A 25,645-nucleotide genomic window follows, 5' to 3' on the forward strand; every position below is an offset into this window, starting at 1 on the left:
AACTTCTATTTTCATCGCGTAGGTATAGTTATGTTCTTCCTGACATAACTACAGAATTATTTTTGCCATTACTGTATCTGAATTGCTAATAAAAATAGTAATTTTACACAAATCACTAAAATATTGATCATGATTGGATTTGACGATAAGTTGAGGCTCTTAGCTGATGCGGCAAAATATGATGTCAGCTGCAGCTCCAGTGGGGGAAAACGCAAAAATACCAATGGCATCGGTGATGCATCAGCGAGCGGTATCTGCCATACCTATACCGAGGACGGCCGATGTGTCTCCTTGCTGAAGATTTTAATGACCAACTATTGTATCTACGATTGTTCATTTTGTGTGAGCAGACGTAGCAATGATGTCCAACGAGCTGCATTTTCAGTTAAGGAAGTCGTCGACCTGACGATGAATTTCTATCGCCGTAATTATATCGAAGGCCTGTTTTTAAGTTCCGGCATTTTTAAATCCGCAGACTATACGATGGAAAGATTGATGCTCGTGGTAAAAAAACTTCGCACCGAAGAGAGATTTAATGGCTATATTCACTTAAAAGCTATTCCCGGAGCCAGCGAGTCCTTATTGAAGCAGGCAGGCCTATATGTTGACAGGATGAGTGTCAATCTGGAAATCCCCACGGAGGAGGGCTTAAAGCTTGTTGCTCCGGAAAAAGACCATCAATCCGTCCGTGAGCCTTTGGCGATTGTCAAAAATGAAATCCTTAACATTCAACAGCATAAAAAGATTGTTAAAAAACTTCCGTTGTTTGTTCCCGCGGGCCAAAGTACACAGATGGTCATTGGAGCTACCCCAGAGACAGACCTACAAATTATGCGGACCGCTGATGAATTTTACAAAGATTATAAACTTAAGCGCGTTTATTATTCAGGTTACATACCCATAAACTCCACGGATAGTATGCTTCCACAAATCGGCACCACACCACCTCTTGTGCGTGAAAATAGACTTTATCAAACAGACTGGTTATTGCGGTTTTACGGATTCTCCCTTCATGAAATCCTAAATACCAAACATCAACAGCTTGAACTGGATATAGATCCCAAGCTCGCTTGGGCCCTACGTAATCCCCAGTTCTTTCCGATCGATATCAATACGGCCGATTACAGCTCAATTATTCGAATTCCCGGAATTGGCAGACAGTCCGCAAACAAAATCGTGCAGGCGCGTCAATACGGAAAATTAAAGGAATACCAGTTGCGTAAGCTAGGAATTGCGTTCAACAGAGCCAAATACTTTATGATTTGTGTAGATACCGTAATAAGTGCCGGATTTCATTACCCGGAACAGATTCGAAAAACTCTTATTGGACACCAGACCAGTACCAAATCCAATAGCAGTCAAACGCAGTTAACATTATTTTGATGAACTATATTTTCGATGGAAGTTATTATGGCTATCTATGTTGTGTTTTCGAAGCTTTTGAACGAAAAGAATTTGACGCTATTCCAACCACTTCACAGCAGCTGGAAATCAATATCTTTTCACAGAAACGACAAATCCATTCAGATGAACTTAAAGCCTTACGCATCCTGACCGCAATGAATAAGATAATTGGACCGCAAAATGCCAAGATCTTTTATCACAATTTTCTAAGCGATAGTCCCTCCGAATGGATCAACGGCTTTCGGCTGATGGTAGAACTTTTCAAATCCGGAAAAATAGATATACAGAATTACGGACGGCCAGATCTGCTGCGTCTACATCAGATGGTCAAGAAAGTGAGCCGGGAGAGACACCGGATGCAGGCCTTTATACGATTTGTCAAATCCGACAATGGCTTGTATACAGCTATTGTGGAACCTGATTTTAATGTCATCCCATTGGTAATTGACTTTTTTAAGAATCGCTTTACTGACCAACAGTGGCTGATCTATGATATACGGCGAAATTACGGGTTTTATTATGATTGCCGACGTGTAGAGGAAGTATCTGGCTGTGGTGAAAATGAAGTTCATCCCCCCCACAGTTTGGAAATAGAGCTGGACCCCAAGGAAAAAGAATTCCAGCATCTTTGGAAAACCTATTTTAAAAGCACTACGATCGAATCCCGAAAAAATTTAAAACTTCACCTGAGACATGTTCCCAAGCGATATTGGAAATACTTGACCGAAAAACAATAGGTAATCATCGGCGCAGGGCCATTAAATAAAACGTTCATTCGAGGTCCTGCTCCGATCCCCCTTTTTTCGATTATTTAGAACCGCCGAATAATTTGCTAATGATCCATATAATAATTGCTACGACGACTACAACCAGCAATATACCCGACCAGACACCTGCCTTAAATATACCTTCAATGGCAGCGCAGCCGGAAACAAGGACCAATAAACTCGACATTAAAGCAAAAGGAATTATTTTTTTCATAAGATTATATATTTTACTCATTTAACTAATCATAAGACAATATATAATCTGAAATTGTTTCAAAAAACGAACTGCTCTTATATTATTTTATAAAAGCCCTGATTTCTATTATTACAATTCTAGTTAGTACCAATGAGCAAGATAGCATCAAAGGAAAAGGTCCGATTGATAACAATCTAGCCTTTAACTATACAATAATCAACTTTTATTTTTTTATCCAGCTTAAATATCTTGCAGACTACATTCCAATTCAGCCAAATATTTCTATTATCCAATAAATTGCCGATATTAAATAGCACATTATCGACATTTACTTACAATATCTTGCAGCAATTTCTGAACTAATTATTTATTATTGTACGGAATAACTCACCTAGTTCATTATGATAAACAGGGAAAAGAATAGACTAGATTTTACATTGTTAAACATCGGATATGCCGTGCACGATGCGGACTGGAATTTTAAAAATATCAAAAGTCCTTTTGCCAGGATACACTATGTTTGCGAAGGAGAGGCACAGATTATTCTACAGAACGAAGTGATTAAAATGCTCCCCGGGCATCTATACCTGACACCGGCCCATGTCCATCATAGCTATGAATGCATTGGTAAATTCTCGTTATACTATATCCATATTTATGAAAACCCTAACATTACCTCAAGTATTTTTGACCATTATATTTTCCCTAAGGTTATCAAGGCCGATCAACTGTTGCAGGAGCTCATCATCCGTCTTCATCAGATCAATCCTGGAAGTGCTTTGTCTATTTATGACCCTCAGCGTTATGAAAACTCAACCGAATTAATGAGAAGCATTGCCTTACAGGTAGCATCCCCATTTGCTCGTGAAGCCGAAAGCCACGCAATTATACAGTTACTGATGAGCCGGTTCTTAGCCGCCGCAAGCGATAAAATACCTCAGGTCGAAAAGCGCCTCAATCGAGTATTGAACTATATCGACGAGCATATCCACCAGTCCATTTCCATTGACCAACTTGCCGATCTGATCTTTCTTTCCAAAGATCATCTTATCCGGCTTTTTAAAAAACACATGAATGACACCCCTGTGAGCTATATGAACCGAAAAAAAATAGAAAAAGCCCAGTTAATGATGCTGGTTGATGATAGCAGCATTCAGGAACTGAGCTTTAGGTTGGGGTTTGAAAATATATCTTACTTCAATAGACTATTCAAAAAAGTGACCGGAGAGACACCGACAAGTTACAAACGCAGCGTGGCAACATTAACAAATGAGCAATCTACCCCTGATTAGATTATGCCGGAAACGGCCAATTCATCCCAAAATTCCATTGGAATCACCCGATTCACCATCGCCACATTGTCTTTCACTTTTTCCGCTTTACTCGTGTTCAATGCGACTGCTTTGACACCATCAATTCCGAAACCATAAGCAAAACAAGCTTCAGCGGGTTTAACCGCAAATTTTTCACAAATTTCCCAAAATTGCTCTCTCCATTTATATAATGTTTCACCTTCCACACTTTCCCTATTCACCAACTGATAATTGTAGTAATCACTACCGACTAAAAATCCGCCATTAAATACCGCCGAATTGATCACAGCAATATTTGCGGCCGCTAATTTGGCAATAAACTCCAATAATTCTGCCGGATGATCGTGTAATGTTAAACTATTGGCGATCATCACCCAATCCAATTCAACATCCTGAACAATGCGCTGAATAACTTTCCAACTTTTGGACCCGACTCCAACAGCGAGAACCTTGCCTTGATCTTTCAATTCATTCAGCGCACGGTAAGCTTCCAAAATATCCTGATAGCGCTGGTCCTCATCGGCTTGATCCGACGCCTTTGCCAGATATTCATCAGGATCATGTACCGAGACTAATTGTGCTGGATAATCTCCCAACAATTGATTTCCCTGATAAAAACACGATAAGATCCCAGCATAACTAATGCGCTGTTCAGCATCATAACGAAGTCCTTTCCATACCCCGGGCTCAAAGGTAGGTTCTTCCGTTTCCAAAGGAATACGATACCAGCCGAGTTTGTTGCTGATCAACACCGTTGACGGATCAACATTCAATTGCTTGAGTCCTGCACCTATGGATTCCAACGATAGGCCCGCGCCATATTTACCTGCCGTATCGAAAACAGCCATGCCTTCGGCATGCTGAACACAAGCTCGGATAATTGCTAATTTGTCTGCAAAAGACATTTCTTTATACAAATTGCCTAAACTACTTGTACCATAAATAACTTTTGGAAGCCATGCAAAAGTCGTTTTCCCGATCGCTTTAGACATCATTAATTCTCTTTTTAAGAGACAATTTTACGGAGAATAGTACAATATATTTTATGCTATATCGACTTAAAGTATGCACATATCGACATCATGAAAATACAGCCTCCGATGACGTCATCGTCATTTTTGCTTTCGTCAACACTAAGACACCATTCGTCAAAGATTTTTCCATACTGGTCCGAACATTTGTTTTTTTGCGCATATCAAAACAATAAAAATGAACAGAAAAACAATTTTATCATGCGTTGTACTCTTCGCGATGATGTTAAGCAAAATGGTATTCGCACAGGAACAACCCCGCATTCAGATTGGTATCAAAGGTGGAAGTAGCCTGAACAAACTCAATACGGAACTGGCGGATCTGGACGACAAATACGCCTTGGGCCTTCATTTAGGTGGTATGGCACGTGTCAACTTCGGTAGTGCCTATATTCAAGGGGAGGCCCTCTTCAGCAAACGGAAAGCCGCTCTTAAACCACAAGGACAGACCGAAACCAAACTCAAATGGAATGCGACCGATATTCCCGTGATGGTCGGCTATAAATTCATTCAACAGCAGGATATGAACTTACGAGTATTTGCGGGTGCGGTATACAATTACACCTTGAATGATAACCTATCTCCGCTTAAAGCTATTAAAGAAGGTGTCAAACATTTCGATAAGTCCAATATCCAATTTACAGGCGGCCTTGGTATCGATATCCAAAAGTTCAGCATCGATTTTCGTTACGAACGCGGATTTTCTGACCTTAGCAATTCATTTAAATCCAAGCCACAGGCATTTTCCATTGGGGTAGGTTATTTCTTATTCTAACGTAACCTTTAAACATGAGAACCTTTGGAGGCAATTGTATTCGCCTTCAAAGGTTTTTGTTATATATTTGACTATTTTTGTCCCATGTTTCTCAAAAAAAACTATCTCCATCGGCACCTGTTTCTCACACTCTTCTGGCTTGTCCTCTGGTTTGCCCTTTGGATACAGGTGAAGCAGGATATGGATACAGCCAGCGCACTGATCCATAGTTCATTAATCATGATCTGTTCCATTAGTATCTCACAGTTCCTGAGTGACAATATTTTGCCTAAAGCTATTAAGACACAAAAAATGAAGCCTTTTGTTTTCAAAGCTATCTTTTTCGTCCTTATTTTAGCGCTACTGATCAGTGTGGTGGATGTCTATTTTATTATGCATAGCCAAGTACTACCGGAAGATGAACGGGCCTCACTATTACTTGTTCAATGCTATAAATCTATTCCATCCTCTTTGCTGATCAATGGCACAGCCTGTGGCATCCGATTCTATCAGGAACATGCCAATATTCAGCAGGACCATAGCCAGTTGCAGCAGAACTTTCTGGAAAGCCAGCTAAAATTGTTGCAAGATCAGGTCAATCCCCATTTTATGTTCAACGTATTGAATCATATTCATATCCTGATGAAAAAAAATGTAGATATGGCCGATTATTTACTATTAAAATTTTCTGACATCCTACGCTACCAGCTCTATGAATGCAACCAGTCTTTCGTGCTGTTAAGCCGTGAACTACAATATTTACAGAATTTCATCAGCATTGAACAGATGCGTTGGGGAGATGAACTGGAAGTCAAATGTAATTGGTCACAGTCAACAGAAGATCTCCATATCGTACCGCTGATGTTGATTTGTTTTGTCGAAAATGCCTTCAAACATGTGGACCGGCTTCCAAATCAAAAAGGCAAAATCAGCCTCAACTGTACTGAAAAAAATGGCCATTTCCGATTTCAAATCAGCAACAGCTATCAGGCCTACCCACAACAGGCTTCGACCAGACATTCCGGAATTGGATTGGAAAATGTCAAAAAGAGATTGGAACTGCAATACGAAAAAAACTATTCCCTGACGATCAAAAAGCATGATAACAGCTTTTGTGTCGAATTGACAATTGATCTTAATTGCTAAAAAATGGAACAAACAAAGATGAGATGTATCATCGTAGACGATGAGCCATTGTTACGGCAGCATATTGCCGAAATGACCGAGCAAGTTGATTTTTTGGAGCTTGTGGATACTTTTCCCTCGGCCCTTGCGGCGGCATCCAGGTTACAACAGGGTGATATCGACCTCATATTTTTGGATATTAATATGCCGTACCTCAATGGGATTGATTTTTTGGAGTCTCTCGAGAATCCACCCCTATGCATTTTTATTACAGCCTATTCGGAGTATGCTTTGGAAGGTTTCCGCTTACAGGCCATAGATTATCTCCTAAAACCAATTGTTTTTCAGCGTTTTTTTCAGGCGGCAACCAAAGCCTATCAACAATTTGTGCAACGTAGCAAAACGTTACAGGATCCCAGTCCCAACGACACCATGCTCTTTGTCCGACAAGGCGACGCCTTTGTAAAAATCTCATGGACCGACATCCTTTATGCCGAAAGCATGCAAAATTATACCAAATTACATTTTAAAGAGCGGACACTTACGATCCATCAGACCATGTTGGCACTGGAAGAGGCTTTGCCCGCTAATCATTTCTTTCGTATTCATAAATCTTACCTTGTCAATGTCAACCATATTGATATCATCTCCGGTGGGCGGGTATACATTGCTGAGCAAGAATTGCCCATTTCGCGTACAAAAAGAGAGGAGCTTCTCCAAAACGTCGTTTTTAAGAAGCTCCTCAGCCGTTAATAGGGCATGTTCCATTTAAATCCAGCAGAGGCATAGAACGTTGGCGAGAAACGGGGATCAGCCTGTTTCTTGTCTTTGAAAATACTCTTTATGGATCTATCGTTTTCGACATACATCCGTGCGAGTGTGCTTCCCCCCGTCAGTTGTAACTTGAGGTGTTTGCCGAGGTTAAACTGGGGCTGAAGACCAGCTGTCAAAAGCATAAATCCTCCGAGTGTGGACTTTCCGTCCTTTTCGCGTTCGGCCGTCATCCCGTCTAGATTGACCACCGCTCTTAAATCCATAAATTTGTTAACTTGATAAGCAGCGGAAAGACCTTGGGGAAAATTCACATTGAATTTTACTTTTCCATTTGTTTTCCAGTCAAAATACAATCCAGGTAGGACCATCGGTACGCCGAAGCTATTGCTCAGTATCGGCCCAAAACCAAAAGCTAAATTGGGTTTAAACCGTTTGATAAAAAGTGCCCCTCCCTGCCCCAGCACATCTTTACCATCTACTTTGACCAGATCAGAATAAACACCAACAGAAGCAAAGGTCAGTAGAGACCAATTTTTCTTTAGCGAGGTCAAATATTGCAGTCCGATCTCAGCATTCAGCATTTCTGTCGGAAAGAGCGATTGCTCATAGTTACGATTTTCCATTTTCGCATAGGCAGCCCCCACTTTCCATGACCAACGTTTGATGTTGCCCATTGAATCCACCTTGGTCGACAAGGGGATCTCAAGATTAAACCGTATCCTTTTGAAATCACTTTTTGAACCAGTCTTTACACTATCTTCCGGTCGGATATAGTTTGATAGCGGTACGTAATCAACAACAACCTGTCCAGATACCGCATTTTGGGCATGTGCCGTCATTGTCGCTAAGCCACTGAACAAGATGGCACATAAAATTTGTTTCTTCATGTTTTTTCAGCAAAGGAAGGTTTTGCCGCCCGGAAGCAGGAAACATTTTGACGTATTGCTGCTCTCCGTTGACCAAATGCAGCACTGACACGATCTCGAAAAAACAATGAGCTAGAAGCCCCACTTTATATCTCATCAAACGGTGTATGTAAAAAGGGTGACATCAAAATAAAAAATTAATGCAAGTGAATATATGTAGCATAAAGATTTGCCTTATCGTTATAAATGTTAATGAAATAATTTTATAAACCATTTTATTAAGCCATGAAGCACATTTTATTATTATTGACAGTATTTATTTTTTCCGCATGCTCAAAAGAGAAAGGATACGGCCGGTTTAACTTGAAAGAAGGGCAAGAGGTCGAACTTTTAGTCAGCCACCGTTATGGCTCTATCCATGACCAACCATTACTTTTACCACAAAGTGAATCCCCAGAGCTACCATTGTCTGGCTTTGAGGATCGAGAACCGGGGTATAATTATAAAGTTAAAGCAAAGATGGTTCCTTATAAAGGTCCCGAACTAATGGACGGAGGCCCTTCAGACGTGCTTCAGTTTATTAAAATTATTAGCAAGGAAAAATATACGGATAACGAGACTTTTGAAATATCACTGATACGGGGAATAATCCCCAGCCCCGATGTAGTTATACTTCGAAAGGAAGGAAATAAGTATTTCATCAATATAGGAACCACCATCCATCTCAGCTATAGCGATGAAATCGTCGGCGAAAAATTAGAAGAAATCTGGCAAGCTATAAAACAAAATGTCAATACCGGAAATCGACCAGTATCTAAATGGAAATCCATCCGGGCGACCGTCAGTCATGATCAGAAAAATTTCGGAAAGACATACCTGGTCTCAAAAATCGAACTGGCGGAATAGCGCAACAACTTTCAAAAACGATTCGAGCAACAGGCGAATGAGCTAAATTCTGGCCTGCTGCCGAATCTTGAGGTTATGTAAAAGATCTTAATAGAGTCCTTTAATAAACTGATAGTTTTTTTCTAGACGATCATCACTATGCCACAGCGTATTGTCCTTTAGCATAAATAAGTACAGACTAGAAATATGTATGCCTTGAAAAACCACAATCAATGCTGAAAATATTGCTGTCAACACCGTCAGCCATACAAGAGGCACTTTGTGTTGATACCATGTCCAGGCCGAGGCTATCAATAAAGTGGCCTCTAAGAGATACAAAAAAGACAGATAGCCTCTTGAAACTTTAAATTTTCTCATGCTGTTTATTTTACTATTTCCAAAATCATATAAATGACCTGTCCTAACGCCACGCTTATCAGTATCATATCCAGCAACAGATCCTTATCACGGTTTAGTTTATTCAAATTCATCGCCTTTTTATTTTATCGACAACACATACTTCGTTATTTCGGTCAGTTCTACCTCCGACAATTGTGGAAAGCCAGGCATTTGCGGGTAATCTACTCTTTTCTTACCCGGCGCTTTGATCCAGTCTTTCAATCCTTTTTCATTGTCGCGATAGATCGTCATCATTTCCTGAATCGGAGGACCTACCAAGCGCTGTTTTTCCTTATGGCAGCTGGAACAATTTTGTTTAAATAACGCCGAACCTTTCGCTAGACTCCCCAACGCGGGATCAATATCCAAGTTTTCAGCATCGCTGACCGGACTTTCCCGGGCCTTTTTACTCATCTGTTCAAACGCCTTAGTTTTTGCTGCCATCAGCTCGCGATGCTGATGCAACGCTTGTTCGCGGTAAAGTTGACGACTTCCTCCATAAACCAGAATAAAAAACAGGATACTGATCAAGACCTTCCAAAATTGTTTATCCCGTTTGAGTTCGTTATCCGCAGACAGTGCTTTCCAAGAAGACCACATCGCTACAAGGAGCATTATCCCACCGACTACCATCAACTCAATGACTTCAAAATTTATCCCCTTTGCAGGTAAACTGATCATAACAATGAGGCCAAAGATTACCTGTAAACCAAGTCCAACTGTGGTGATATAATAGCCCAGTCTTTTCAATCTGTCCCGGCTGAATGTCTCATACAACAGATGTACCTGGTATGACTTTCTACCGTTATACCAAACGATAAATATACCTGTGACCGTCAGACAAGCACCAATAAACTCCAGATACCGCGGCAGCACATTAGGCAGTGTCAATGCACTTAAAAAACCTTTAATATATCCCCACCGTTCGGGAAACAGCATCAGGTTAACATTTGTCAAGAATATCGTTGGAACAATTAAAAAAATCATCACAGCCAATGCAATGATACTGATGTGCAAATACTTGTAGCTGGCCATTGCTCTCCAAGTATATTTGTGTAAATAGGTCAGCAAAAAAGCAGCGGTTACCAACGGGATAATCATAAACCAGGCCAGCCCCGTTAGCGCATTGGCCGAATAAAAATAGATGGTATAAAGTGTATTGATACTCAGTAAAGGGGCAACCCCAAGTACGACTGCCATACTCTTATTGACCGTCACCGTCTTGGCTATTTCATAAGCAAACAAATCGTAGTCACGATTTTTCAATCCTTTAATTTCTGCCCAAAGAGTAATGATGCTCCCTCCAACCATTAATTTGACGAATATGATATGAAGCAAAAATGAGCCGATCAATAAAGTGACCAATAGCCATTCGGGTAAAGGAAGGTCTAAAGGTAGATCCCTGGGAACGGGTGTAGTAGACACCTGTAGTAAATTCACTTGCATTTTTAAAAGTTCTTTTTTTATTTTTTTGAAACTAATACTGAATCTCCGTACGCTTTTACTGCTTGCTCCATATTCTGTAACGGATTGACCTTAATACCTTCGACCTGCGCACCCTGCAGGGATTCTCTAGTCCCTTGCAATTGTTTGATGTAAGCAACAATTGCTTCAAGTTCTTTTTTATTTCCGGGAAATGGGGGCATAAACGTACGTCCCTGGTGCATATTGGGGATATAGGCCGACATGGATTCCTCATCCAGCGGCTTGCCCCGTCCATACATTTTTTCAAAAACATCAACGATGGAATTGATGCCATTACTGGTGTGACAACGGCTACAGGTAAGCATGAAAACATTTTTACCAGCCTCGATTTTGTTTTCCGGCGTTATTTCCTGGACTGAAGTATAGGTGGCATGTTTTAAAATTCCTTCCTTTTTATACAGCGCATAGTCTTCTTCCCGCAACAAATTCGAATACATATACCCACCGATGACATAAGGTTTTCGGACAAACTCGCGTACCCGTTCGAAAATCCCCAGAAAACCAAAGATCAATAGACAGGGGCCGGTCACCAACATGACGTTTACTTTTTGAGGTTTCCAAATTGCCCAGATCGCAAGCAGAACAGAAAGTATCGTGGCTCCCACAATAAAATACTTGAGTATATCATAATATTCAGCAAAGTCCATCGATCCCACTGCTGTGCTCATATTAGCTTTCATGGCCTCAGGCATTGCATTCCAGTAATAGAGTGCTCCTGCAAGTGCAATCGGTGTCCAGCTCAAGATCCATTTGCCGCCCAGTCTGACCACCTGAATGCGGAGCGTTGATCTTTTTTTTGTAAATAATGTCGTCAGCAACATACCGAATACACCGCCCATCAGCATGGCGACCGGAGTTCTAAAAAATAGCTGTGGAATATAAATTGGATTCGTAAAACCGTTGACAAGACTCTTATGCGTATTCCAATTTCCCGGATCCATCATAAAACTCAGTATGGAAACGATAATAACCATGGTAATCCAGGAAGCAATACTCAAAAATGCGCCAAATCGGATATGTTTCAACTTGGAGCGGAGCGATTTATTGGCGCTTTCCCAGCTCAGGTAGTAAATAGAAATCAGAACTACTTCGGTGACGAAAACGATCCATTCGGTAAACCAAGCCCAATAAAATACCCGAATTAAACTTCCTATCGAGCTAGGGCTGACGAGTGCAACCGTAAACCATATCCCCACACCGGTCATAGCGCCAATGGTCGTCGTAATGATAAAACCGACTTTCATTTTATTATGGATAAGCCTATCCCACTCCCAATCTGCGATCTGGTCCCTGCCAGCACGCTGTACCCCTTTAAACTCAAGCCAAGTAATGTAAGGGATAAAACCTACCGCAAGGCCATGATTGATCATTACATGTATAATCGCCACCGCAGCGATTAAAAATCGGTCATTCAACCAATCTAAATGAAACATTGGAAAATCCATCGCTATTCTTTTTTTCAAAGATCCAGCTATATCCTTTCAAAAAGCAGAAATAACAGTTCCGATACCTTCTATTTCTATCCGATCTCATTCGATAAAGGGTCAACATACTTCCATTTTCGTAACTCTCGCCCATTAGACAGTCAAAGCGTCTTTTTCANNTGAAAAAGACGCTTTGACTGTCGTTTATGTCTCCTGGTTTTTTCTAAACTCCTCTGGGCTGCGCCCCTTCTTAGCTTTAAAAAATGTGATGAAATAAGGCACATTTTCAAACCCCAGTTCAAAGGCAATTTCCTTTACCGTTTTGAAGGTATGGTACAATAGGCGCTCCGCCTCCAATACGATCCTATCCCTGATCAGTGCACCACAGCTAATAGCTCTCTTTTCACGACAAATTCGGTTCAGATAATTCACTGAAATATTCAGTCGTTCAGCATAGAAAGACGGAAATCGTTTATGCTTATAATTTTCATCAACCAAGGTCTCAAATGCAACTATTCTTTCCTCCTTTTCATCCATCTGCACAAAGCCGAAATTTTTAGTGATTTGCCGACCCAGCATCTGAAGTAAAATATTCAGATAATTGCGTAGCACTTCTCTTGAACCCAATTTTGCTATATCATATTCCACCTGCATCAATTCCATCAAATGAATACAACGTTCAATTTCATCACTTGTCAATACAAAGCCATGCATCTGGTTACATTTTAAAAAGTTAAAATAATGTATCACTTCCGTATTGTACCGCTGCATAAAAAATGCTTCTGTAAATAGAATAATACATCCTTCAACAGGTACATGATGCTGGAAACTACAGACGCAATTGCAACTTATGCTGACGATATCATGTCTGCCCATGGCATACATTCTTTTATCTGCTACCATCATCAGGTTGCCGCTCTTTATCAACAGCAAGCTGTAGAACGAGCGTGCATGCAATGTGTTCTGGTTTCCCTTGACTTGTAAATACTCGGCTATGGGCATAATAACAATCCCGTTGGAAGCCGAATCAATATCTTCTAGTCTTAAAAAATCTAGTTTTTCTTTTCGTATTACCATTGTCTTAGTCTTTTCATTAATAAAAAATTCAAGGGGAATGGTTATACGATAGGAGGTTTAAAAATCCGCATAAAAATACCTTGAGACAATTGATGATCTCTGGATTGCGGATAACATATTTTTAAAATAAAGCTAAACGGACACTCCGAGCTTACGGCATCGTCAAGTCGTGCGAATAACAGTATCTCGGCACTTTTCACCTTGACGAGCACATCGCTGACATCCTTCTGTTCGAGTGTTTTTTCGCTAATGTAGCAGAAACCTTTACAGGTCGCGACAGGACCATAGCGATTGATACATAGGTTTTGTTCGATATAATCACGATTGCATTCAAAGCCAATAAATACCCACAACAGATTTGTTGCCTGCAGGCAAATTGCCCAGGCCATCAGTACACTGAATAGTGCTTTCAATTTGTAGGATTTCATTCGCTTCAATCTATCACTTTGTCACACTATTCCGCTCACGGAGGTATTCCAAAATTGCCCGCGCTTCTTCCTGCTGCAAGCCCAGACTTATCATTGGAGACGCAAACTCCTTACTCAGTGCCTTAGCATCCGGATCTTTGTCAAGCATGGTCCCGGGATCGAGCATCATATTCATGATCCATTCCGGTGTACGGCGCTTGACCACTCCGTCAAGCGATGGACCTACCAGTGTCCGGTCAAAACCATGGCACATCGCACATTTTGAGACGAACAGTTCTACCCCCTTGTTGGCAAGCTGCGCGTCGAAGGGTTTGTGTGTAAAAGATGTAACGGCACCTACCCCTTTGGATCCCGTCGTTATATAATCCAACATTTCATTAGTTGATTTAGTCTCTGCTGGTGCTGCAGCAGGACCTGTTGAGTCCGTTTTTCTGCCGCCATTGCCTCCACAGGCGATGAGGACAATAAACACAAGACAAGTAAGGACAATATTTATTCTAGCTTTCATTTCGCTCTCTTTTTTATTTTTGTTTAAAACAGTAAATCAGTTTTCCAAGCCATATTTTTACCGTTGATCAGACGATTCGATATTCTCATCAAGCTTGCTGATCTGACCTAGACAACTGGTGTCCCAATCGGCCCCCGAAACATACGCTGGGGAGTAATAAATGGCACGGAAAACTATGCAAAAGTCATCCCTAAAGGGAAAAAGACACAGGGATTGCCTCATTGGTATAAAAAGGCAATCGATTATCAGGCAAATTCCTTAAAAAGACATTAAACGAGCGGTGGGTGAAAAATAGAAAAGATGGGGCTGTAAGCATAATCTTCGTTTACTTCCGGAAAAGTGCGTGTTGCAGCATCTTCGTCGTACACCGAAGTTTCGAAGATAAAGTTCAGGGGATTGTTGATAAAGACAACATCAATAATGCGTGTTTCAAGGTTTTTTTGTTCCTTTTCTTCGTGCTCACGCATCTTTTTCATCAGTATGCATTGCCCTCTACAGGAAAGGGCTTGTTCGTTGAAGCGGTTGACACATTCATACTTGGCTATATAATCCCTATTGATCTGAAAAACGGTCCATATCCATACTGTTGAGAAGCTTTGTAGGAGCATCAAAGGCAGTAAGATCCATATGAATTGTTTCGCTTTCATGAGTTGGCAATGTAGCAAATATAATAATTGTTGCCATTTGAGCTAGAATTATTTTAGCATTCGCCCTAAAGGATTGATTTAGGGCTGTCCATCTATTCACAAGCGACGATCAGGTATGTAATATACCTGATCGTTTTACTGCCTAAGGTTTCAAGAAATCCAGCTCAGTTATGGCCAATGAGCTGCCATTTCCGGCAATCACTGTAGATTCAATTTTTACGAACCGTGCTTTTTTAGTATTTTTTAATCTAAATGTACGGGCCGTAGGGTCATTGATCAGAATTCGACCAATATCCGGAACACACTTCCGGGATCTTTCACCCAGGCGCTAAGAGCAGCATGTGCTCCGTCAGGAGTGCAGACAGCGGTAATCAGTTGTTCCACTGGGCAGGTGCCTGATTTTAAATAATCCATCACCGCTTCAAAGTCTTTTGGCAATGCGTTCCTTGATCCCATGATATCCAGTTCCTTTTTCACAAAAAACTGTGTATCAAAAGGAATAAGCTCCTTTGCATAACCAATGAAGACCACTCTTCCAGTAAACGTCACCGCATCAATTGCCGCCAGATAGGTTTCCTGTCTACCGACCGCCTCAATGACGACATCGGCGCCCATGAAGTTGGTCAGCTCATCCAGTCGCTGCTTTAAATCCTCCGTCGCTGTATTGATGCTGAATTTTGCGCCAAGACGTTTGGCCAGAGCAAGCTTGCTTTCGCTTACGTCTGCAGCGATAACCGAAGCTCCACGTCTGACGGCCCTAATTATTGCCCCTATACCGATCATGCCACATCCCAAGACCAATACGACATCATTATCGGTTACCGATGCCCTATCTACGGCATGAAAGCCCACACTCATCGGTTCGACAAGCGCCAGCTCCTTTGCAGACAGGCCATCTCCCGGGATTACCTTTTCATAGGGTACCGCTATATAATCCGCCATAGCACCATGACGTTGTACACCCATAGTTTCATTGAATTGACAGGCATTGGGCTTATTATTTTTACATGCGGCACAACGTCCGCAATTGGAATATGGATTTACGGTGACCCGCATACCCATTTGAATTTCAGGTGATACATCCGCTCCTATTTCGACCACCGTCCCCGCAATTTCGTGGCCGGGAATAATGGGCAATCTGACAAGCGGATTCAGTCCCCGAAAGGTGTTGAGGTCAGATCCACAAAACCCTACATAATCTATTTTGAGCAACACATGTCCCACCCGCAAATCAGGTCGTGGCAATTCCACGGTTTGTACAAGACCTTCTTTTATAATTTTTATCGCTTTCATTCCCTTGATGGATATTTTTGTTTTTTAAATCAGATATTATTGATTCATGGCTTTTTAGGTTTCTCCCCACTTTGCGACGACACAGGCGTGGCAACCAAAAAGTACATAAAATACCTTCTTTTTCTATTGGTTCGTTTTATCTAACTAACAAAATTAGAAGTAATCTCTTTGAATAAAAACCACTTTATCGACCAAAACTTTCACAAAATCGACAATATCTCAATAAAACTGTATCAGCTTAAAAGTCGACTCAACTTCCTCAATAGCGACTCAGTTTTATCATGAAGAATAATTTTTTACATGATTTTAAGCATTTATTACATGGTCTGCTGGATTTATATCCCGTCTTTTGATTAAGGTGTCAAATCATTAATCAGTTCATAAGTTTGGAGTCTACATCGCCAGACGTTCCATTAAAATATCTTAGAATCCATGAGGCCAGTTTATGCTAAAGCGCTTGAAAATTATAAACACCGTATTTTTGAAATCCGAAAAGAGAATCAATTTTCCGGAGCATATCATTTTCATAATGAATGCCAATTGACCCACATTATTCAAGGGAATGGCAGCAGATACATAGGAAATCAATTCGATGATTTTGAAGCTGACGAGCTAACATTTATTGGACCGGGCCTTCCTCACGTTTGGTACCATGAAAAAAACGTAGGTATAAACAGCCCAGTCCCCGAATCCTTATCTTTATTTTTTCACCCCGATGCAATCAGCTCAATGTGTTCGTCGTTATTCGACATTACAGTTCTCAAGGCATTCTTAGCCAGATCTAAGCAAGGGATGTTATTTTATGGGGCCACAAAAAGTAAACTAACAAAGTTGCTCCGAAAAATGCTCGGTGCGTCCGACATTCAAAAAACGGCCTGTTTATTTGAGTCCTTAGCAATTCTTCTTGATACGGATGAGTATACTTTGCTAAACAGTGAGCCCTATCTTATTAGTCCTTCAAAGAATTATGGTGAGGCCATTGATAATGTTTACAATTATGTTTTTAAAAACTTCGAAAAGAACATTTCGTTAGAAGAAGCGGCCAGGTTAGCTAACTTGACAAAACCCGCATTCTGTCGGTTTTTTAAAGCGCGTACAAAAAAAACCTTTTCGCAGTTCGTAAATGAAGTCCGGATTCAGGAAGCCTGCAGACTGTTAGGCCAAGACGAAAACCAGATCACCCATATTGCTTATGCCTGTGGATTCAATTCTTTACCCAACTTCAACAAATTTTTTAAATCCATCAAAGGCACTACGCCATCCGACTATAAAAGTAGATTATTCATATAACAAAGGGATTTCGCTAGATTCAGATCGTGAGCTTCTTCTACTGACATAGCCCGGTAGCTCCATATCGACTATAATTCAAGCTTCCAGACCGAAACCCCTGTCTTCTAATCCTCCAGCATTAAACCCGTCAAATAAACTAAACAATAAAGTTGTCATTTATAGCAAGAGAAACCCTACTTATTTTAGATAGTTTTTAGTATTTTGTATTCCAAATTGGTTAAACCTATCTAATATATGAAGAACACTTTAGGCATCAAGGATATCGCCCGGATGCTCCAGATTTCGGTATCAACGGTTTCACGGGCTTTTCGGGATACACATGATGTCAACCCCGAAACCCGGGAAAAGGTGCTGGCACTTGCCAAGAAACTGAATTTCAAACCCAACAAAAATGCATCGGCCCTTGCTTCCGGTTCAACAAAAAATATTGGCGTGATCATCCCCTTTATCACGAATTATTATTTTTCCATGGTAATTTCAGGTATCCAGGAGGAAGCCTATGAACGTGACTATAATGTCATATTATATGTGACCAATGATAATGTGGCACGTGAGAAAACGCTTTTGGAAAACCTTTCAACAAGCAGTCTGGATGGGCTTCTGATTTCGATCTCTTCAGACTCATCGACCAATGCGCATTTCGAGCAGCTCATGGCCAGAGGAATGCCCATCGTATTCTTTGACCGGGTGCCCCGCGACATCCGCGCTTCAAAAGTTGTTCAGGATGATTTTGCCGGTGCCATGCAGGCCACCGAATACCTGATCCAGCAGGGCTACCGTCGCATTGCCCACATCGCCGGTCCCGAAAACCTGCAGTTTACCCAACAGCGCCTAAACGGCTACCTTCAAGCATTGGAGCAACATGACATCTCCGTAGATAAGCAGCTTATTGTGTTCTCCGGTTTCTCCCAGGGACAGGGTGTCACAGATACACAGCAACTGCTTGCTCTCCCCGATCCTCCTGACGCCATCTTCGCTGCCAATGACCGCAAAGCCGTAGGTGCTATCCTGACCATTAAACAGCATGGGCTACGGGTAGGCCGCGACGTTGGCGTCATTGGATTCACAAATGATCCCATCGCTGTTGTAGTCGAGCCCAATTTAAGCACCATCGAAGAACCTGCCATGGAGATCGGTAGAAAAAGCTGTGCGTTGCTGATCCGCCATATCAAAAATCGGGATTTTGAAGTTCAGGACATCATATTGCCCGGAAAGCTGATCCAACGGGATTCGACCAATCGGCCGCGTGGCTAGTCTTTATTTGCTATACCGCAGTTCACCTGCAATCAGGCTGTGCTGGATATTAATATGATCATCAAAAAGCACGAGATCCGCATCCATGCCTACTGCTATCGATCCGATCTGATGATCTAGTCCAAGCAAGCGCGCCGGATTGACTGTCATCATTTGTATTGCCTCTGGCAGGCTCACGCCCCCCTGATTAATCATAGTCCGGAGCAGGCGGTCTGCCGTAGCCACACTGCCCGCAAAGGAAGAGCGATCAGGCAATTTGGCGACACCTTCCTCTACAATCACTTCAGTCCCCCTACGCAGGCTTCCAAGCACACTTTTCCCTTCGGGCATGCCTGCGGCACGCATTGCATCGGTAATCAATATCATTTTGTCCGTGCCCTTCACTTTATGGATCAGCCGCAGGAAAGGTTCGGGCAAATGCACCCCATCGGCAATAATCTCCACATCGACCTGGTCGAGAAGAAAACAACTTTCAATGGCTCCGGCATAGCGGTAGGCATTGCGCCGCGTCATACCGGACATTCCCGAATAAAAGTGCGTGGCCAGGCGGTAGCCCACCTCCACTGCAGGCAGGATCTCCTCATATACCGCATCAGTATGTGCCAGAGCCAGCAGGATGCCGTAACTGCGTACCGCACGCCCAAAGTCCAGTGCCCCCGGTAATTCAGGTGCGGCACTCCAACGGCTGATGATAGGATGATAACGCTCGAGGATGGGGATATATTCCTTCGGGTCAGGATTTCGGATGTATTTCGGATCCTGTGCCCCCCGTTGGTTCATCGCAAAATACGGACCTTCCAGATGCAGGCCCAGAAAACGGCTCCCCACTGTGTTTTGTTCCCGCGCCAATTCATAAACCGAAAAAAGTTCCAGTAGTTCTTCGGGTTCACTGGTCAGGGTCGTGGGCAGCATGGCGGTGGTACCATGGCACAGATGCGTTTCGGCAACCGTCAGAAATGCAGCCACGGTATTGTCCATAAAATCCGCTCCACCACCACCATGCACATGAATATCAATAAATCCCGGTGCCAGATAAAGCCCTTGCCCATCCATCCATTCGGCTGCCGACCAGGCTGCATCGACGGCCTCCCTGGCTACATACCCTTCCTTGATGGCTACAATTTTACCATCGGCAATCCATAGTGTTCCGTTTGCAATCATGCGGTCAGGCATGATGATATTGGCATTCGTAATAATCCGCATATTAAGTTGTTGTCTTCGTTTTTCCGATCCATCGCTGAATCCGGTGCCCTTTAAAGGCATAAAATACCAGGTATAAAAAACAGGGCGTCAGTATCCAATAAGCTGTTTTAGGATCCATGGCATCTGCCAGTATCCCATAGAGCAAAGGTAGGAGTGCATTACCACAGAGCCCCATGATCAACAGGGCCGACCCCTGCTTGGCCAGCGGACCAAGCCCTTCCAGCGCCAATGGCCAGATACCTGCCCAGATCAGCGCATTCGGAAACCCGATCAGCACGATAAACCAAATGGAGATATCCAGATCCATCTGAAAGAGGACAACATGTCCGTGTGTCGTCACCACCAAGATAGACAAAATCAGCCCAAAAACCGTGCAGAAACGCAGCATTGTTTGCTGGCTAAATACCTTAGGAATCAGTATAATTCCGGACAAATACCCCAGTATCGTTGCCGTCAGTGTATACGAGGGCAGCGCCTTAGCTTCCAGCAGTGATAAGCCCATCGCGCCCGCATAGTTTATAATCGTATCAATCGCAATAACCTGTGTGCCGACATGCAGAAATATGGCCACAGCGCCCAGGATCAGGTGCGGATATTGAGAAATACTTCTGTTGCCACCATAGCTATTTTCCGCTGCCCCCTGCTGTTGGTCGAGTTCAGGGAGGATGGAAAATTTGACCAGCACCCCAATTAGAAACAAGATGATACCGACCACGGTATAAGGGCCGACAACACGTAATATCAATTCATCCAATGCCAATGCACGTACGGCATCCGCCATATGGGGCAACTGCTTAAAGAGTTCATTGTCCTGTGGTCTCAAAATGACATAGGAAAAGAGTAAAGGAGCCAGTATTCCGGCGCCCTTATTGCAGATCCCCATGATACTGATGCGTTGTGCCGCCCGCTCCTTTTCGCCGATCAGCGTAATATAAAGATTGGCCACCGTCTGTAGTAGCGCCAGTCCACTCCCCAAGGTGAATAGCCCCAGCAAAAAGATCGGATAAGCCCGGTTATAAGCCGCGGGAACAAATAAAAATGCCCCCAGGGCCATAATCCAGAAGCCTATCATAATTCCATTTTTGTAACCTATTTTTTTAAGCAGGTAAGAAGACGGCATTGACATCAGCAGATAGGAAATATAAAATGCAAAAGCAACGAGGTATGACTGGAAATTACTGAGTTCACAGGCTATTTTAAAATACGGAATAAGGATGGCATTGATCCAGGATACGAATCCAAAGATAAAAAACATCGTACCGATGATGCCTATGGATATCCAGGTGGTTTTCCGATCGGGTGCTAGTGCTGTCATAAGATCCCAATTAGTCTAAAAGTGATGCCGATTCCGCGTCCAGGTAGCAGGTGCAGTCGGGGTGCTGCTGCAATATACTGGCCGGATACAAGTTGGAAACCGGTTTTGTCAGGCAGTTTTTCACCGCCTGAGCCTTGCGCCCGTCCGGTACGGCACAGATAATTTTCCGGGCCGATAGAATCTGCTGGATAGACATACTGATGGCTTGCAGGGGCACTTCCGCCAGTGAACCAAACCAACCTTCCCCCAGTTGCTGACGTCGGCACTGTTCATCCAGGTTGACCAGCAAATAGGCCTCTTTGACGTCAAAATCGGCGGGTGGATCATTGAAAGCCAGATGGCCGTTCTCCCCGATTCCCACAAAGGCGACATCGATCGGATGCGCTTTGATCTTGTTATGCAGACGTATGCATTCCGCGGCCGGATCCTCCTCACCATTGATCAATATCACTTCTTTTAACGGTTCTACCTGATTCACAAAGCGCTCGGTCAGGTATTTTCGGAAACTGGCCTTATGACTGATCGGCATACCGATATATTCGTCCAGGTGAAACATGCGTACCTTGCTCCAGTCGATGGAATCACTGGATACCAAGGTTTCAAGGGTTTCAAACTGGCTCTGTCCCGTCGCCAGGATAATGTTGGCTTCGCCTTTTTCCGCAATGGCGGCATTGATAGCTTCAATTCCTGCAGTTCCTGCATGTTGTCCGAGTTCTTCCCGGGTTTTAAATGTTCTAATGTTCACGTTTCTTGATTTTATAGCTTTATTCTTGTTCAATTTTCATTTATGATGTGGCGGCGACCGTCTCTGTTACCAGGTCTATATCATGTACTTTATTATTTTTCCAGTTGCCACAGGTAAAATCCGGCACTTCAATCGGTTGGGATCCATTGGCGACAGACCATTCGCTCAAGGGACCAATGACGCTCCAGCTGGCCGCATCATAGACATCCATATCCATCGGCAGGCCATTGCGCAGGCAATCGATCAGGCGCCAGTCCATCATAAAATCCATACCGCCATGGCCTCCGATCTGCTTGGCTAGTTCCCCGATCCTTTTGACTATCCCCGGCGTATATTGCTGCTCCAGCTTGGCCATCTCTTCGGCAGGCAGAAAGTCAGCATGGCCGATGGCGATCTTACCCGGCAGCGGATATTTCTGTGCAAAAGCTTTGGTGCCACTGATCAGATGAAGGCGCGAATAGGGTCTGGGCGAACTTACATCGTGCTGCAGCATGATTGTACTGCCGCTATGGGTCAGGATATTGGATATATTCATATTTCCGCGGAGCGGCTTTTCCGCATAGCCCTCAAACTGTTTATCTTTCGCTGCCATTTCCTTCGCTTTCTGCTGGAGCATAAAATCTTTGGAAGACATGGAACTCATATATTCCATCTTATTTCCGCGGTTTACTTTCAGCAGCTGACATACTGGTCCCAGACCATGTGTGGGATATAGATTGCCGTTGCGCGCTGCATTCTCCTTAAGCCGCCAAAAATCAAAGCGCTTTTCGGCATCGAAAAAGCTTTCCAGGATATCATGGATATAAGCGCCCTCACAGTGAACGATATCGCCAAAAAATCCATTCCGGGCCAGATTTAAGGTCAGGAGTTCAAAGTAATCGTAACAGCAGTTTTCGAGCATAACGCAGTGCTTTTTAGTTTTCTCCGAAGTCTGTACCAGTCGCCAGCAGTCCTCCACGCTCGTCGCCGCTGGGATCTCCAGGGCTACATGTTTTCCCTGTTCCATCGCATAAATGGCCATCTCAGCGTGCAGTTGCCAGTGTGTCGCAATATAGATCAGATCATACTCTGCCTGTTCACACATTTTTTTCCAGTGTTCCGCATTTTCAGTAAAAAGTTGGGCAGGATGGCCGGCAGTTTTGATCCTGCCTTTGGCTTCAGCAGCTTTCTCGGGCCGTACATCACATATACCGTTGATTGCTACACCTTCGATCTGGCTCAGGCGCTCTACCGCGGCTGAGCCCCTATTGCCGACGCCAATAAAGCCGACCCGTACCATGGGTATTTTTGGAGCTGCATAGCCTGACATATTAAAGGTAGAACTGTATTTTTTTGTTGCCTCCAACCTGATATGATCCAGTTTGGCCGTTGTCGCAGCCTTATTTTCCTGTGTACAGCCAGTCATCAATCCAATTCCGGCCAGTCCTGACAGTTTTAAAAATGATCTTCGATTTGTTCCCATAATATTTAGTTGATAAGGAGTACTCCTTCGTTATTCAATTGCTTTTTATAGCCCCGTACTTTGTCCTGTAACTGCTGTTTTTCGGACTGATCACACAATTTACCGTTCAGATGATAGAGCTCCTCGAGGCTGGCTTGTTGTTTGTTGAGGGCCAGTAGCATCGGGATATCACCCCAGCGGAGTATACCCTGCATATGAATCGCCATATTGTAGCTATCCAGTACACCGCTCTCGTCCGGCAGGTAACTGACAGGCAACTGCCGCAGCAACAAGGGCTGCCCGGTGTCAACCAGCACATTGCTGATCAATGCAGCGATGGCGGTCTCACGGTCAGCAACAAGCAACCGTTTGTAGCTGCTATATTCTTGTTGCAGATAGTCGTTGATAAGCCCGATTTCAGCTGCCCAGATCCCCATCATGTTGCTGCCCGTCCAGAGCAGGGAGCGAGATAATGTATGAAAGCGTGGCAGGGCACCATCGATCTGATCAGCATTCATGGAGGCGCGTTCGCCGAGCCCATATAGATCTACCAGCACAACCCCCTCACCTTTACTCCGTAGAGCGTCAATCTCCGACAATGGCGCCTCTTGTTTACCTTTTGAGGGAAAGTAGACATGCATGGCATTCGCCGCTGCATGGGGCGGGCTAATCAACAACGGAATCAATTGCCCAGTGGTATTCTCCAGCACAACCCGATTCCAGCCCTGCTGCGGCTCCAGCGACTGCACATGGAGTAAGTGGTCAGCAGTATCCATCAGGATCATTTTTTGCAGTTGTTTTTTATATGCATCTCCGTCCAGCGGCGAGGTGGCTATCTGCGATTCAACACGGCTGAATTCTCGGCTGACAAATGCAGGGATACTGAGGATACCAGCTTTCTTGCGTCCTTGTTTCAATACAGCCAGCGCATTGGTATCCAAAGGATGGAAATCGGAAATCCGGTGATGATCTCCCCGGCGCCGCACGGTAAACTCCCTGTCAAACCAGCTGATCATACTTCTGTTCATTTCTTCGGTATAGCTGTGTGGCTCATCAAAGAGTTCATAATCGAGTCGTTCGGTTATACCCTGCTCCACATAAGCGCGCTTCGCAATGCGAAAAGATTTGAGCATCTGTTGTGCATTGAAGGCCGCATTACCATCGCGGAGTGCCGTAATAATTTTGATTGCTTTGGGTGCCATTGCCTGCAAAAGTTGCCCTTCTTCAAAATGCAGCAACCCATTCGGATGGAGTTCACAGACACAGTTGCTGTTCATGATATAGGCGCGGAAGGTACCGACGCTAACGACGGGGACAGCTGCTTTGACCCGAGCGTCCATAGCTGCCAGCCACATGGTCTGATTGCCACCACCGCTGGCTCCGGTAGCTCCTATCCTTTCGGGATCCACCTCAGGCAGATCGCAGAGCAGGTCAATCGCACGGCTATTTTCGAGCAGCTGCATTCCCATCAGGGGCGTGCCCAGATCGAGCAGCGCCGACCCTAGGTTGGCCCCATGATATTCATGCTGATGCCCGCGGCCACGCTCGCCCGAGCCCATGGCATCAATGCATAAACATACATAGCCGTTGGATGCCAGCATGTGCGCCGTGCGCTGGACAATTTCACTGCGCCGTCCTGGAGGCCAATGCCCATGGCTGTTCAGTATTGCCGGGAAGGGGCCTTTGCCTTTGGGTACATATAAGCTTGCCGGGACATATACTCCAGGCAAACTCTGGAAGACCAAGGTATGGATGGTATAGCTCTCCTGCTCGATCGAAGAAATAAGCTGCATATCCAATGGCGGCACTTCGAATCCGTCCACCCTCAGGTTATTTCTTATTGTCTGGACAATTTCCTGCGGATCTGCCGCAGCGTCATAATTCAGTGCCGCCATAAGCTGTTCCACCCGGTCGTCCATCCCAGCCTTTAACGGATCTATTTGTGCCGGCATTGCCAGTACATTAGGTAATACTGGATGTTGTTGTGCTTGTATGTTCGAATTTAATCCCATAAATATACC

General features: G+C 43.6%; 25 protein-coding genes. 9 read left to right on the forward strand and 16 right to left on the reverse strand.

Annotated features, from left to right (window positions below; translation table 11 throughout):
* Positions 1-129 precede the first annotated feature (129 nt).
* On the forward strand, positions 130-1,383 hold the full coding sequence (locus B4G94_RS08020) for a putative DNA modification/repair radical SAM protein (RefSeq protein WP_286858172.1): 1,254 nt from the start codon (positions 130-132) through the stop codon (positions 1,381-1,383).
* Positions 1,383-2,141, forward strand: a complete 759-nt coding sequence (locus B4G94_RS08025; protein ID WP_286858174.1) for a TIGR03915 family putative DNA repair protein — start codon at positions 1,383-1,385, stop codon at positions 2,139-2,141. Before B4G94_RS08020 ends, B4G94_RS08025 begins: the two co-directional genes overlap by 1 nt.
* Before the next feature lie 70 nt (positions 2,142-2,211).
* Here B4G94_RS08025 and B4G94_RS08030 read toward each other — a convergent pair whose 3' ends face one another.
* Positions 2,212-2,385 carry a hypothetical protein gene (locus B4G94_RS08030; protein WP_181390445.1) on the reverse strand — a complete coding sequence of 58 codons (174 nt, stop codon included), beginning with the start codon at positions 2,383-2,385 and terminating at the stop codon, positions 2,212-2,214.
* Between the two features lie 383 nt (positions 2,386-2,768).
* Between B4G94_RS08030 and B4G94_RS08035 the strand changes: the two genes are divergently transcribed.
* Positions 2,769-3,659 (forward strand): helix-turn-helix domain-containing protein, encoded by an 891-nt coding sequence (locus tag B4G94_RS08035; RefSeq protein WP_286858175.1) that lies wholly within the window; start codon positions 2,769-2,771, stop codon positions 3,657-3,659.
* On the opposite strand, the gene B4G94_RS08040 is transcribed toward B4G94_RS08035, so the two are convergent.
* The gene (locus B4G94_RS08040; RefSeq protein WP_286858176.1) at positions 3,656-4,675 is read right to left on the reverse strand and encodes an aldo/keto reductase; all 1,020 of its coding nucleotides are present in this window, start codon (positions 4,673-4,675) and stop codon (positions 3,656-3,658) included. The genes B4G94_RS08035 and B4G94_RS08040 overlap by 4 nt on opposite strands.
* Positions 4,676-4,889: 214 nt before the next feature.
* Between B4G94_RS08040 and B4G94_RS08045 the strand changes: the two genes are divergently transcribed.
* From B4G94_RS08045 to B4G94_RS08055, 3 genes are all read left to right on the forward strand, one after another.
* Complete coding sequence (locus B4G94_RS08045; RefSeq protein WP_286858177.1) at positions 4,890-5,486, forward strand: porin family protein; 597 nt, start codon at positions 4,890-4,892, stop codon at positions 5,484-5,486.
* Between the two features lie 84 nt (positions 5,487-5,570).
* Positions 5,571-6,611, forward strand: a complete 1,041-nt coding sequence (locus tag B4G94_RS08050) for a sensor histidine kinase (RefSeq protein WP_108632474.1) — start codon at positions 5,571-5,573, stop codon at positions 6,609-6,611.
* Between the two features lie 3 nt (positions 6,612-6,614).
* Entirely contained in the window at positions 6,615-7,343 is a 729-nt protein-coding gene (locus B4G94_RS08055) for a LytR/AlgR family response regulator transcription factor (RefSeq protein ID WP_219929305.1), read from the forward strand.
* Here the strand turns inward: B4G94_RS08055 and B4G94_RS08060 are convergent.
* On the reverse strand, positions 7,340-8,251 hold the full coding sequence (locus B4G94_RS08060) for a DUF6268 family outer membrane beta-barrel protein (protein WP_286858178.1): 912 nt from the start codon (positions 8,249-8,251) through the stop codon (positions 7,340-7,342). The genes B4G94_RS08055 and B4G94_RS08060 overlap by 4 nt on opposite strands.
* A 264-nt stretch (positions 8,252-8,515) precedes the next feature.
* Here B4G94_RS08060 and B4G94_RS08065 point away from each other — a divergent pair, with 264 nt between their 5' ends.
* Entirely contained in the window at positions 8,516-9,136 is a 621-nt protein-coding gene (locus B4G94_RS08065; RefSeq protein ID WP_286858179.1) for a hypothetical protein, read from the forward strand.
* An 87-nt stretch (positions 9,137-9,223) separates the two neighbouring features.
* On the opposite strand, the gene B4G94_RS08070 is transcribed toward B4G94_RS08065, so the two are convergent.
* From B4G94_RS08070 to B4G94_RS08105, 8 genes are all read right to left on the reverse strand, one after another.
* Complete coding sequence (locus B4G94_RS08070) at positions 9,224-9,493, reverse strand: hypothetical protein (RefSeq protein WP_108632477.1); 270 nt, start codon at positions 9,491-9,493, stop codon at positions 9,224-9,226.
* 120 nt (positions 9,494-9,613) lie between these two features.
* Positions 9,614-10,960, reverse strand: coding sequence for a c-type cytochrome (locus B4G94_RS08075; protein WP_286858180.1), 1,347 nt, complete (start codon positions 10,958-10,960; stop codon positions 9,614-9,616).
* A 17-nt stretch (positions 10,961-10,977) separates the two neighbouring features.
* Positions 10,978-12,444, reverse strand: coding sequence for a c-type cytochrome (locus tag B4G94_RS08080; protein WP_286858181.1), 1,467 nt, complete (start codon positions 12,442-12,444; stop codon positions 10,978-10,980).
* 183 nt (positions 12,445-12,627) lie between these two features.
* A complete protein-coding gene (locus B4G94_RS08085; protein ID WP_108632479.1) occupies positions 12,628-13,500 on the reverse strand; it encodes an AraC family transcriptional regulator in 873 nt (290 codons plus the stop codon).
* A 41-nt stretch (positions 13,501-13,541) separates the two neighbouring features.
* Positions 13,542-13,928, reverse strand: a complete 387-nt coding sequence (locus B4G94_RS08090; RefSeq protein WP_165306189.1) for a hypothetical protein — start codon at positions 13,926-13,928, stop codon at positions 13,542-13,544.
* 13 nt (positions 13,929-13,941) lie between these two features.
* The gene (locus B4G94_RS08095; RefSeq protein ID WP_165306188.1) at positions 13,942-14,436 is read right to left on the reverse strand and encodes a c-type cytochrome; all 495 of its coding nucleotides are present in this window, start codon (positions 14,434-14,436) and stop codon (positions 13,942-13,944) included.
* Between the two features lie 269 nt (positions 14,437-14,705).
* Complete coding sequence (locus tag B4G94_RS08100; protein ID WP_165306187.1) at positions 14,706-15,083, reverse strand: hypothetical protein; 378 nt, start codon at positions 15,081-15,083, stop codon at positions 14,706-14,708.
* Positions 15,084-15,359: 276 nt separating this feature from the next.
* Positions 15,360-16,376, reverse strand: coding sequence for a zinc-binding alcohol dehydrogenase family protein (locus tag B4G94_RS08105; protein ID WP_108632481.1), 1,017 nt, complete (start codon positions 16,374-16,376; stop codon positions 15,360-15,362).
* A 432-nt stretch (positions 16,377-16,808) separates the two neighbouring features.
* Between B4G94_RS08105 and B4G94_RS08110 the strand changes: the two genes are divergently transcribed.
* A complete protein-coding gene (locus B4G94_RS08110; protein ID WP_286858182.1) occupies positions 16,809-17,666 on the forward strand; it encodes an AraC family transcriptional regulator in 858 nt (285 codons plus the stop codon).
* A gap of 234 nt (positions 17,667-17,900) precedes the next feature.
* On the forward strand, positions 17,901-18,920 hold the full coding sequence (locus B4G94_RS08115; protein WP_165306185.1) for a LacI family DNA-binding transcriptional regulator: 1,020 nt from the start codon (positions 17,901-17,903) through the stop codon (positions 18,918-18,920).
* 3 nt (positions 18,921-18,923) lie between these two features.
* Here the strand turns inward: B4G94_RS08115 and nagA are convergent, their stop codons facing one another.
* From nagA to B4G94_RS08140, 5 genes are read right to left on the reverse strand one after another with little or no spacing between them, the layout of a single operon-like run.
* The gene (gene nagA, locus B4G94_RS08120; RefSeq protein ID WP_165309587.1) at positions 18,924-20,123 is read right to left on the reverse strand and encodes an N-acetylglucosamine-6-phosphate deacetylase; all 1,200 of its coding nucleotides are present in this window, start codon (positions 20,121-20,123) and stop codon (positions 18,924-18,926) included.
* 1 nt (position 20,124) lies between these two features.
* Positions 20,125-21,438 carry a sugar MFS transporter gene (locus B4G94_RS08125; protein ID WP_286858183.1) on the reverse strand — a complete coding sequence of 438 codons (1,314 nt, stop codon included), beginning with the start codon at positions 21,436-21,438 and terminating at the stop codon, positions 20,125-20,127.
* A 10-nt stretch (positions 21,439-21,448) separates the two neighbouring features.
* Entirely contained in the window at positions 21,449-22,183 is a 735-nt protein-coding gene (locus tag B4G94_RS08130) for a glucosamine-6-phosphate deaminase (RefSeq protein WP_286858184.1), read from the reverse strand.
* Positions 22,184-22,223: 40 nt separating this feature from the next.
* The gene (locus tag B4G94_RS08135; protein ID WP_165306182.1) at positions 22,224-23,645 is read right to left on the reverse strand and encodes a Gfo/Idh/MocA family protein; all 1,422 of its coding nucleotides are present in this window, start codon (positions 23,643-23,645) and stop codon (positions 22,224-22,226) included.
* Positions 23,646-23,650: 5 nt separating this feature from the next.
* Complete coding sequence (locus tag B4G94_RS08140) at positions 23,651-25,636, reverse strand: alpha/beta hydrolase family protein (protein ID WP_286858185.1); 1,986 nt, start codon at positions 25,634-25,636, stop codon at positions 23,651-23,653.
* Between the last annotated feature and the right edge of the window lie 9 nt (positions 25,637-25,645).

The organism is Sphingobacterium sp. UBA7625, from assembly GCF_002484085.1.
In the GTDB taxonomy this organism is placed as follows: domain Bacteria; phylum Bacteroidota; class Bacteroidia; order Sphingobacteriales; family Sphingobacteriaceae; genus Sphingobacterium; species Sphingobacterium athyrii.